Genomic DNA, 10,353 nt, shown 5'->3' with positions numbered 1-10,353 from the left:
CTTCGCCGGCTCAATGTTCACCGGCTCGACCTGTTTGGGCCGGCACCGCTCGAGACGAGCGATGAAGGAAGAGAATCGTCCCCGGTGGGGCGTCCGGACTTCAAATCCGGGTGGGGCCGTGAGACGGTCCCTGGTGGGTTCGACTCCCACTCTCCTCCGCCAGCTTCCCGGAAGGTTTCATGACAACCAGCCATCCCTTCCTCAATCGCCTCGAACAGGCGGCCAAGGCCTGCGAGGGGGAAGAATCCGAATTCCGCCGGACGATGAACGCGCGCCTGGCGGCGCTCGCGCAAGCACGCGCTTTCGCCCATCGCAGAATGAACGTGATGCGCTCTCTGTTCGATACGGTGGGGCAGACCGAACAGCTTGAAATCGCCGTTGCGGCCGCTGTCGCCGCGCTGCGCCACCGTCTCGGCTGGCGCGAAGACAGCGAGGCGCGGACCGAAGTGCTGGATCGCTACGCCGTGGTGGCCGCCGCCGCTTTTCGCGCGACCAGCGAGAGCACTGCCGCGGTGGATGAGGCGAAATCTTCGCCTGACGTCGAGCAGGAGCTCGCCGCTTTTGAAGAGTGGTATCTTGCCGCGCGCGCAAAGCCCTTCTGGGTGTTGTTCGAGCACTACATGCCGGAGACGCAGCTTGTCGACTTCTGACCGCCCCAACCGCTTCGACGCATGGCTGTCGGGCGAATACCGAAGCCGCGGGGATTTTACCATGCTGGTCGTTCTGGTCGTGATCGACGGGACGAAGATCACTCTCCTGCGCTCCACATTCATGAACGTCATCGGCGACGAAACGCACTGGGTCGAGCTTCGCGAATTGCTGGCCGGCTCGGGCGCTCCGTGGAACGGCGCAGCCTTCTTTCCGCTCAGCCCCTTTTTTGCCGGGCCGGTATCCAACGACATCGCCCGGCAGGAACTGCGCGCGCTTGAAGAACGGCTGCGCGAGGACCGGCGTGTCCTGAACGAGGGTCATTTCTTCGACCGCAAGGGCCGGCGTCTGAAGGTGGATGAACTGGTCCATTAAAGGTCAAACGTCCTGTCACGACCCATGACGCGCCCGGTTTGAGCCTCCCACGGAAAGCGGCGACGCTCATGGCAGCAGGGAACTGCCCGGACGCACGCTGCCGAAGCCGCATCGTGCTGGCGCTCGCGGCGAACTCGACGCCGAAGGCCATTGCAGGGCGGCATAGGCCTGGGCTAAGAAGCGGCATCCATCAGGACCCGGTGCAATTCCGGGTGGCTCTTCCGGCCGCCGATCCGCCGGACAACTGAATCAAATACCGTCCTCCCGGTGCGACCCTCGATATCCAGGGCCGCTGGTTTGGTTTTCTCATCATCTGGAACTTCATGACCTCCTTGTCCGCCTATCGCGCGCAATGGTTCGGCAATGTGCGCGGAGACCTGCTCTCCGGGCTCGTCGTCGCGCTCGCGCTCATTCCCGAAGCCATCGCATTCTCCATCATCGCCGGTGTCGATCCCAAGATCGGCCTTTACGCGTCTTTCTCGATCGCCGTGATGATCGCATTCGTCGGCGGCCGCCCCGGCATGATCTCGGCAGCGACCGCAGCGACGGCAGTCCTCATGGTCACGCTTGTGCGCGATCACGGGCTCGAATATCTGCTGGCTGCGACCGTCCTCGCCGGATTGCTGCAAATCGGCGCCGGTTTCCTGAAGCTCGGCTCGGTCATGCGCTTCGTCTCGCGCTCGGTGATGACAGGCTTCGTCAATGCCTTGGCGATCCTGATCTTCATGGCGCAGATACCCGAACTCGTCGGCGTGCCGAACCTGACCTATGTCATGGTCGCTGCCGGGCTCGCGATCATCTACCTCTTCCCTTATGCGACCAAGGCGGTCCCATCACCGCTGGTCTGCATCATCGTTCTGACCACGGTCGCCATCCTGTTCGGCTTCGACGTGCGCACGGTCGGCGATATGGGCGAGTTGCCGTCCACGCTTCCGGTCTTCCTGATCCCGGACATTCCGCTGACCCTCGAGACACTTTTGATCATCCTGCCCTATTCGGCGGCGGTTGCCGTCGTCGGCCTGCTCGAATCCCTGATGACGGCACAGATCGTCGATGACCTGACCGACACGCCTTCGGACCGTCATCAGGAGTGCATCGGCCAAGGCATCGCGAATACGGCCACGGGCTTCATCGGCGGAATGGCGGGTTGTGCGATGATCGGTCAGTCGATCATCAACGTGAAGTCCGGCGGACGCGGGCGGCTGTCGACCTTCGCCGCCGGCGTCTTCCTCCTCTTCATGATCCTGGTTCTGGGCGACCTCGTCAGCCGGATTCCGATGGCCGCGCTTGTTGCGATCATGATCATGGTCTCGATCGGCACCTTTTCCTGGTCGTCGATCGTCAATCTGAAGGATCACCCGCGATCCTCCTCCATCGTCATGCTGGCGACGGTGGTCACCGTCGTCTTCACGCACAACCTTGCCTATGGCGTGCTGATCGGCGTCTTTCTGTCGGGCATCTTCTTTGCCTGGAAGATCGCGCAGCTCTTCCGCGTGTCGTCCAGCCTCAGCGCGGACGGGCGTCATCGGACCTATGTCGTCGAGGGCCAGCTCTTCTTCGTCTCGGCGGAAGATTTCATGGCCGCGTTCGATTTCAGGGAGGTTTTGGAGAAGGTCACCATCGACGTCTCGCGTGCGCATATCTGGGATATTTCCAGCGTGGCCGCGCTCGACATGGCGGTGCTGAAATTCCGTCGGGACGGCGCGGAAGTCGAGATCGTCGGCATGAATGCGGCAAGCGAGACCATCGTCGACCGCCTGGCCATCCATGACAAGCCCGGCGCGCTCGACAAGCTGATGGCGCACTGAGGAAAGGGGAAAAACGAATGACCGAGAAGCTCATCGCCCTGATCGACGGCTCGATCTATTCAAGAAGTGTTTGCGACAACGCCGCCTGGATCGCCAGCCGCACTGGTACGCCTGTCGAACTCCTGCATGTTCTCGGACGTCGCGAGACGGCGAGTGCTGACTTGTCCGGCTCAATTGCGCTCGGCGCGCGTACGGCCCTGCTGGAAGAATTGTCGGGCCTCGACGAGCAGCGATCCAAACTGGCGCAGAAGCGTGGCCGTGCCATCCTCGAAGACGCCGAAGAAATTCTTCGTTCTGCCGGGATCGAGAAAGTGACCTCACGGCTGCGCCATGGCGATGTCCTGGAGGAGGTCGCCGAGTCCGAATCCGGTGCGCACGGCATCGTCATCGGCAAGCGCGGCGAGGCTGCGGATTTCGCAAAGCTTCATCTCGGTTCCAATCTCGAACGCCTGGCCCGCGCGGCGACCAAGCCGGTCTTCGTGGCAGCACGCGCTTTCCGGCCGATCGAGAAGGTGCTTATCGCCTATGATGGTGGCCCCAGCGTGATGAAGGCAGTCGATCACATTGCGCGAGCGCCACTTTTCGCTGGGCTCGACATTCGGCTTTTGACAGTGGGCAGCGAAAATGCCGATCGTCTGCGACGACTGGAAGATGCGCGGGCGACGCTTGCGGCCGGCGGGCATCAGGCTTCGACCGAGATCGCCTCCGGGCAGCCGGAAGATGCGATCTCCGACGTCGTCGAACGTGATGGCATCGACCTGCTCGTGATGGGAGCGTATGGCCACTCCCGAATCCGAGCGATGATCATCGGTTCGACGACAGCCCAAATGATTCGATCCTGCAAGATTCCCGTAGTCTTGTTCAGGTGAAGAACTCACGGGGCGTCCGAAATACAAAGCTCCGTGCCTCGCCTGCGTCTGGCCGGCTCCAGAAAGCTATTGCGGCGCAGCGGTGGGGCTGGCAGGCATCGGTCTTGTGGTGCAAACGCCGCTGGAGCGGGTGTCTTGGTTTCACCCCGTCAATGGCGGCTGCGAGCACCGCTTGACAGCAGGTATATGAGATAGGGACCGCCGATCAGCGAGGCGAAGAGGCCGACGGGAAGCTGATAGGGGAAGGCGACCATGCGTGCGAGCCAGTCCGACAGCACCATGAGCGCCGCGCCCAGCAAAACTGCGCCAAGAAGGTGATCGCGCGCGCGGCCGAGGCCGACAAGGCGCGCCAGGTGCGGGGCAATGAGGCCGATGAAGGAGAGCGGGCCGACGAACATAGCCGCCGCGGCCGTCATCAGCGCGGAGAGCAGCACGACGGCGAATCGGGCACGCTTCAACGGAACGCCAAGACTTTTCGCCGTCTCGCCGCCGAGCGGCAGGATCTCGAGCCAGCGCACGGCCAGGAACGCAGGAGCGACGAGCATCACGGCCAGCGCCAGCGCGGTCCAGGCCTGCGTCGCATCGGCCTGCGCCGTGGACCCAGTCAGCCAGGTCAGCAGCGTGTAGGATGTCATGGTGCCCATGGCGATGACAGCGGTGATGACGGCGCTTGCGGCGGCCCCGATCGCCACGCCGCCCAGAAGCAGACGCTCCGGGCCGAATTTGCCGCGCGCGGCAACGCCGAGAATGAGCAACAGCGCGCCGAGCGCTCCGGCTGCGGCGCCGGCGATCTGCCAGAACAGGCTTGCGGCGGCGTTGACGAGGAGCACCGCGGTGAGCCCTGCACCAGCTCCCGTTCCCACGCCGAGCACCTCGGGACTTGCCAGCGGGTTCCCCGTCAGACGCTGAACCATCACCCCCGCAGCGGCAAGCATCGCGCCGGCCGCCGCCGCGACGACGATACGCGGGGCGCGCCATTGCGACAGGTCTGCCAGAAGGCTGCCGGTGGCGACACTCCATCCTTCGGGACCGCTGCCGATCAACAGGGCAGCCAGCGCTGCCCCGAACAGGGCTACCAGCGCAATGACAATAATCGCGGATGGTCTGGCCGCACGTCGAGAAGCCGCCATCAGCGTGCTCAAGGATGGCCATTCCATCATGCGCAGGCGCGGCAGAATCCAAAGTAACAAGGGGCCGCCGAGAAGTGCCGTTGCGGCGCCAGTTGGCAGGCGCTCCCCGCCGACACCCGAGACCAACTGCACCAGGCCATCGGTCAGCCACAGAAGGATCGCGCCGATCAGCGGCGCGGCGACGACGCGCTGGCCGAGCGTGCGCGCGCCGGAAAGCGTCGCGAGCGCGGGCGCGGCGAGGCCCACGAAACCGATGACGCCGACCGCGGCGACGACGGTCGTCGCGATCCATACGGCCAGCGCGACAATGGCGAAGCGGCTGGCGTGCAGCGCGACGCCCAGGCTGCGCGCCGATGCGTCGTCGAGACCGAGAATTGCGAGCGGGCGCAGGAGCAGGATCGCTGCCGCAAGGCCGATGGCCAGTCGCGAGCCGATGGTGACGGCCGGGTCCCAGCTCTGCTGGACGAGCGAGCCCCCGCCCCAGATGAAGAGCGAGAACAGATAGTCCCCATTGGCGAGGATGAGCGCGGCGCTGGCAGCATTGGCCGTCAGCGCCACCATCATACCCGCCAACACGACGGAGACCGGTTCGAGCCCGCGCCGCCAGGTAAGGGCGAGAATGATCGCGACGGCGGCGATGCCGCCGGTGAAGGCGACGAAGCCGACCGACCAGATCATCAAAGCGGGGGCGAAAAGAGTGGCAAGCGCCATTGCAAGCTGCGCGCCCGCCGAAATGCCGAGCGTCGAGGGCTCGGCGAGCGCATTGCGCAACACGCGCTGGAGCAGAAGGCCGGCCAGCCCAAGCGCCGCGCCTGCCAGGATCGCAACGGCGGCGCGGGGCAGGACCGCATTTTGGAGGATGACCCATTGCAGGTGGTCGCCGCCTACAGGCCAGGCGTCGCGGACCTTCCATGCGAACAGGACAGCGGCAAGCACGGCCATTGCGGCCCATGGCAGCAGGACGCGTCTGGACGTCATGATGCCGGCCAGTGCGACAGGGCTGCCTCGAGGAGGCGCGCGAAGCGGCGCGCCGAAGGAAGCCCGCCGAAATGGCTGACGGGCGCGATGCTCGCGACGCGGCCGTCCCGGACAGCGGGAAGGGCGTTCCAGATGGCATTGCGGGGCAGTCCGCGCGCGACTTCCGGCGGGGACGGCTCGACGATGACGATGCCCGCTTCCGGCCTGCGGGCGAGCGCCTCAATGCCGACCGGCGCTGCTGCGCTGTAGCTCGTCGTGTCGGTCCAGGCGTTGGTGAGTCCGAGACGGTCGACCACGTCCCCAAACATGGAATCGCCGCCGAATGCACGAAAATGGCGGGAATCGCCGAGGTTGATGACGAAGACCGGGCGGTCGCGATGCGGCGCAAGCGCTGCACGCCGCCGCGCGATCTCGTTTGCAGTGTCGTCGACATAGGCGCGCGCCTTGCGTCTCAGGCCCACCGCCTCGCCCAACCTCAGCGTCGAAGCTTCCACGAGCGCGTAAGGCGCAGTGCCGGCCTCGTAGACCGGAAGGCTGAGCACGGGTGCGATGCGCTCCAGTTGCGGGCGCTGATAGTCGTAGAACTGCGAAATCAAGATGAGGTCTGGTGCGACCTGGCGCAGCATCTCGAAGCTTGGCGATCCGCGAAGGCCGAGATCGGCGACCGTGCCAGGAAGTTCGGGCTCGACGACGAGCGAACGGTATTGGATGAGTTCGCTGGCTGCAGCCGGCACCGCGCCCAGCGCCAGTGCCGTCTCGAGCAGGGCCCAGTCGATGATCGCAAGACGGGGAAGGGTGGCCGCGTCCGCGCGCCTGGCGGCAAGCGCCGCCGCGCCTGCGGCCATGAAGGCGCGACGGGTCATTGCCAGCGGGAGTCGGCGCTCGGTCGCCATGGCTCAGGCGACGTAGCTGAGCGGCTGTCCCGTCGCCGGGTGAGGCAGGATGCCCATACGCAGACCGTAGAGCGCTTCCAGCGTCCCGGGCTCGACGATCGATTCGGGCGCGCCGCGCGCGACGATCCGGCCGCCTTTCAGCGCCACGAGTTCGTCGCAGTAGCGGGCGGCCATGTTGACATCGTGCAGGACAATGAGCGCGGCGAGGTCGCGTTCGCGCGTCAGGTCGCGCACGAGCGCCAGCATGTCGGCCTGATGAGCGATGTCGAGCGCGGAAGTCGGCTCGTCGAGGATCAGGCAGGCCGTGTCCTGCGCCAGCATCATCGCCAGCCAGGCACGCTGGCGCTCGCCGCCGGAAAGGCTGTCGATCAGCCGGTCGGCAAAACGGGTCAGCTCGGTGCGCTCCAGCGCGATGTCCACCTTTTCGCGGTCTTCAAGGGAAAATCGGCCGAGCGCGCCATGCCATGGAAAGCGCCCGAGCGCGACGAGTTCGCGCACCGTCATTCCTTCGGCAGGCGGCGTGAACTGAGGCATGTAGGCAATCCGCCGCGCCAGCTCACGGTCGCCGAAACCATCGAGAGGGCGTCCGTCGAGCCGGATGGTGCCGGAGGTCGGCTGCTGCTGGCGCGCGACGAGGCGCACCATCGAGCTCTTGCCCGAACCGTTCGGGCCGATCACACCGGTCATCCGGCCGCGATGAAGATCGAGGGAAACCGGCTGCAGGATTGAAACAGAACCGGCGCTGAAGGTGACCTCCTCCAGCGCCAGCAATCCTGCCTGTTTCACAATGTCGCTTTCAGCCATCCTCACCAGCGCGCATGAGCCTTGAGCTTGAAGGAACGTCCCTCGCCATAGGAGCATACCGCCATTCCCTGGCAGCTCGCCACATAGGTCTCGTCGAACACGTTGGTCACGTTGAGCGACACGCCCCAGTCGTCCTTCTCGTAGCCCAGCTTGAGGTCGACGAGGGTTGCGGAGGGGACTTTCAACGAGTTCTCGTTATCTACCCACGAGGAGCCGACATAGCGCACGCCGGCACCCGCCGTCACGCCGTCATACCATGCGCCGTCCTCCCGGAACGTGTAGTCGCCGGAGACCGAGGCAAGCACCTCGGGCACGATGAAAGGGGTGTTGCCGATCAGCGCGGCGTTCGCATCCTCGGTGATCTCAATGTCGTAGGCGGTCAGGCCGGCCGTCACCTTGAACTGCTCGGTCACGTTCACCTTGGCCTCGGCCTCGAAGCCGCGCGAGCGCACTTCGCCGATCTGTAGCTGCGTGAAAGCCGTGACATTGGACGGCACGTTCTCGCGTGTCAGGTCGAAGACGGAGAGGGTGAAGAGGCCATCGATGAAGGTCGGCGCGTATTTGACACCGGCTTCGTACTGGACGCCGTCCTCGGGCGAAAACAGGTCGCCGTTCGCGTCGGTACCGATGATCGGGTTGAAGAAGCTCGCGACGCTCACATAGGGCGTTAGACCGTTGGCGAATTCGTACGCCAGGCCTGCGCGGCCTGAAAACTGCCCGTCGCTGCGCTTCTGGGTCACGTCCTGCGTCGGCGCGTAGAAGGTCGGCCGGTCATGAGCTTCGAGCCAGCCCTTGTCGTAGCGGCCGTTCAGCGTCGCGATCCAGCCGCCGCCGAAGCGCATCTGGTCCTGCAGATAGATGCCGAGCTGGCGTTGGGTCAGGTCCTGGTTCGTGTAGGACACCGGGTCGGTGAGCGGCGATCCGTAGACTGGATTGAACGCGTCGATCGGCGGCGTCGTGCCGAACAGAGCCGAGGCCTGCACCTGATCGACGTTGAAGTACTTGTAGTTCACGCCCGCGAGGATGCGGTGCTCGACAGCGCCGGTGTCGACCGTTCCCTCGATCTGGTTGTCGATCAGGAAGGTGGTCGAGCGCGTCTGGTGGGCGAAGTTGACCCGGTCGAGAAGCGTCGGGCTGCCGGCGACGTAGCCATTGGCGTAGAGAAACTGCTCCTCGACGTCGGCAACGCCGAAGCGCGCGTTGGAGCGCGCAGTCCATTGATTGTCGAACGTATGCTCGAGCTCATAGCCGACCGAGCCCTGGCGGCGTTCGTAGAAGTCGACCGACGGCTCGGTGAAATTGGCATCGCGATCGATCCGGCCGTAGTTCACGCCGCCGACGACGCGGTCGACGACCGTGCCTTCGTAGGGCAGGAAGCTGTCGCCATTGTGCGTCTCGTCGATGTGGGTGTAGTTGCCGAAGACGGTGAAGCTGGTCAGCTCGTCCGGGCGCACGGTGATGCTCGGCGCGACGAAACCGCGCCACCCGTCCTGGAAATCGCTGTAGCCGTTGCCGCCCTGCACGCGCCCGTTGACCCGCAGGGCAACGGTTTCGTTCGCGAGGTCGGAGAAGTCGAAGCCCACATAGCCCTTGCCGGCATCGTTGATGCCGCTCTCGACGTATTTTTCCCGGCTGAAGTCGGGCCGCTTGGAAACGTAGTTGACGATTCCGCCCGGGTTGCTGCCGCCGTAGAGAACGGAGGCCGGCCCCTTGAGCACCTCGACCCGCTCGAGGCCGAACGTATCGACGTAAAAGCTGCCGAAAGCGTAGCCAAAGAGCTGGAGACCATCCATGTAGGCGCCGGTCTGCGTCGCCTGGAAACCGCGCAGGAACAGCCAGTTCGTGTCGGCGTCCGTGCCGAAGGGCTGCGTGAACGCGCCGGGCGTGTAGCGCAGCGCCTCGCCGACATTCTGCGCGCCCATGTCGTCGATCTCGGTGCGCCCCACGACGGAGACCGCTTGCGGAATGGCCTCGATCTCGGTCGCCGATTTCATGCCCGTACGCGTCGAGCGCGCAACGACGCCAGTGACGGGTCCGACGCCGCCTGCCTCTTCCGTGCCTTGGCCCTCGACGACGATCTCCTCGAGTTCGGTCGCCTGCTGAGCCGATGCGTCGAACACCGGCACAAGGGCAAGTGTCGCCACGCCGGCGGCGAGCATCAATCGATAGTGCGAACGGTCGGTCATAACGAGCTCCAGTCAACCCCGCGCGGCTTCGGTTCCGCGCCCCTCAAAGTTGACCGTTTAGCTCTACTTTAGCCGATTGGATTGAACATTCTTGACCAGTTTGCCTGATTTTGTCTCCAGGCTGACACGTGGTCCGGCAAATGGTGCAAATTTATCATTCATTGGGCCGCCCCTTGGTCCCGCCGCCAGGCTGCGGGGGTCATCCCGGCGACGGACCGAAACACTCTGTTGAAATGCGCTTGGTCAGAAAAGCCGCATTGCGCCGCTACGTCGACGAGCAAGATATGCCGCGTGACCATGAGCGCCTGAGCCTTGCGGATCCGCTCCTGCATGACGAACCGATGCGGCGGGACGCCTGTCGCCGCCTTGAAGGCGTGGCTGAAATAGGTGTCCGAAACTCCGACAAGTCTGGCAAGGTCACTCAGACGCAACACATCCGCACAATGGGCGTCGATGTATTCCAGCGCTGTTCTAAGCTGTTTGCGGGACAAGGCTGGGCGTCGCCTCGTCTGGTCCGGGGCGACGTCGAACAGGGTGAATCGCCCCGGGTTTGCCGGAGGCCGTTTGAATTAAGTTACGCTGCCATGTCTGGCTGCTCCAGCATGGCGTAGTAGCGTTCCTCGGCTTCGGCCGGCGGGATGTTGCCGATAGGCTCCAGCAGC

9 protein-coding genes, 1 tRNA gene and 1 other annotated feature are annotated in these 10,353 nt (G+C 64.7%); of the genes, 5 read left to right on the top strand and 5 right to left on the bottom strand.

The window, feature by feature from the left end; all coding sequences use genetic code 11:
• The first annotated feature begins 66 nt into the window (after positions 1-66).
• The 5 genes from GTK01_RS18545 to GTK01_RS18525 all read left to right on the top strand — a co-directional run bounded on the left by GTK01_RS18545 (position 67) and on the right by GTK01_RS18525 (position 3,700).
• Positions 67-162: transfer RNA gene (locus tag GTK01_RS18545), tRNA-Sec, on the top strand.
• Positions 163-179: 17 nt separating this feature from the next.
• A complete protein-coding gene (locus GTK01_RS18540; protein ID WP_252928866.1) occupies positions 180-650 on the top strand; it encodes a hypothetical protein in 471 nt (156 codons plus the stop codon).
• Positions 637-1,023 carry a hypothetical protein gene (locus tag GTK01_RS18535; protein WP_252928863.1) on the top strand — a complete coding sequence of 129 codons (387 nt, stop codon included), beginning with the start codon at positions 637-639 and terminating at the stop codon, positions 1,021-1,023. Before GTK01_RS18540 ends, GTK01_RS18535 begins: the two co-directional genes overlap by 14 nt.
• A 190-nt stretch (positions 1,024-1,213) precedes the next feature.
• Positions 1,214-1,269 (top strand) — a sequence feature (sul1 is cis-regulatory element that is thought to sense ions involved in sulfur or methionine metabolism; They are found in Alphaproteobacteria).
• 77 nt (positions 1,270-1,346) lie between these two features.
• Positions 1,347-2,831 (top strand): SulP family inorganic anion transporter, encoded by a 1,485-nt coding sequence (locus tag GTK01_RS18530; protein ID WP_252928861.1) that lies wholly within the window; start codon positions 1,347-1,349, stop codon positions 2,829-2,831.
• Positions 2,832-2,848: 17 nt separating this feature from the next.
• Positions 2,849-3,700 carry a universal stress protein gene (locus tag GTK01_RS18525; RefSeq protein ID WP_252928859.1) on the top strand — a complete coding sequence of 284 codons (852 nt, stop codon included), beginning with the start codon at positions 2,849-2,851 and terminating at the stop codon, positions 3,698-3,700.
• 149 nt (positions 3,701-3,849) lie between these two features.
• Here the strand turns inward: GTK01_RS18525 and fhuB are convergent, their stop codons facing one another.
• From fhuB to GTK01_RS18500, 5 genes are all read right to left on the bottom strand, one after another.
• Positions 3,850-5,808, bottom strand: coding sequence for a Fe(3+)-hydroxamate ABC transporter permease FhuB (gene fhuB, locus GTK01_RS18520; protein ID WP_252928857.1), 1,959 nt, complete (start codon positions 5,806-5,808; stop codon positions 3,850-3,852).
• Complete coding sequence (locus tag GTK01_RS18515) at positions 5,805-6,671, bottom strand: ABC transporter substrate-binding protein (RefSeq protein WP_252928855.1); 867 nt, start codon at positions 6,669-6,671, stop codon at positions 5,805-5,807. Before GTK01_RS18515 ends, fhuB begins: the two co-directional genes overlap by 4 nt.
• 33 nt (positions 6,672-6,704) lie before the next feature.
• Positions 6,705-7,505, bottom strand: coding sequence for an ABC transporter ATP-binding protein (locus tag GTK01_RS18510; RefSeq protein ID WP_252928853.1), 801 nt, complete (start codon positions 7,503-7,505; stop codon positions 6,705-6,707).
• A gap of 2 nt (positions 7,506-7,507) precedes the next feature.
• Complete coding sequence (locus GTK01_RS18505) at positions 7,508-9,691, bottom strand: TonB-dependent siderophore receptor (protein ID WP_252928851.1); 2,184 nt, start codon at positions 9,689-9,691, stop codon at positions 7,508-7,510.
• 158 nt (positions 9,692-9,849) lie between these two features.
• Positions 9,850-10,182 carry a helix-turn-helix transcriptional regulator gene (locus tag GTK01_RS18500; RefSeq protein ID WP_252928849.1) on the bottom strand — a complete coding sequence of 111 codons (333 nt, stop codon included), beginning with the start codon at positions 10,180-10,182 and terminating at the stop codon, positions 9,850-9,852.
• Positions 10,183-10,353 lie beyond the last annotated feature (171 nt).

The sequence above is a fragment of the Aliihoeflea sp. 40Bstr573 genome (genome assembly GCF_024105655.1).
In the GTDB taxonomy this organism is placed as follows: Bacteria; Pseudomonadota; Alphaproteobacteria; order Rhizobiales; family Rhizobiaceae; genus Aliihoeflea.
Note: the sequence above shows the minus strand (reverse complement) of the source record. Positions and strands in the feature narration are given on the sequence as shown.

What these genes read in the sequence shown, in the direction of transcription:
- fhuB (WP_252928857.1), bottom strand. Translation starts at nt 5,808, where the DNA reads ATGACGTCCAGACGCGTCCTGCTGCCATGGGCCGCAATGGCCGTGCTT.
- GTK01_RS18515 (WP_252928855.1), bottom strand. Translation starts at nt 6,671, where the DNA reads ATGACCCGTCGCGCCTTCATGGCCGCAGGCGCGGCGGCGCTTGCCGCC.
- GTK01_RS18525 (WP_252928859.1), top strand. Translation starts at nt 2,849, where the DNA reads ATGACCGAGAAGCTCATCGCCCTGATCGACGGCTCGATCTATTCAAGA.
- GTK01_RS18530 (WP_252928861.1), top strand. Translation starts at nt 1,347, where the DNA reads ATGACCTCCTTGTCCGCCTATCGCGCGCAATGGTTCGGCAATGTGCGC.
- GTK01_RS18510 (WP_252928853.1), bottom strand. Translation starts at nt 7,505, where the DNA reads ATGGCTGAAAGCGACATTGTGAAACAGGCAGGATTGCTGGCGCTGGAG.
- GTK01_RS18540 (WP_252928866.1), top strand. Translation starts at nt 180, where the DNA reads ATGACAACCAGCCATCCCTTCCTCAATCGCCTCGAACAGGCGGCCAAG.
- GTK01_RS18505 (WP_252928851.1), bottom strand. Translation starts at nt 9,691, where the DNA reads ATGACCGACCGTTCGCACTATCGATTGATGCTCGCCGCCGGCGTGGCG.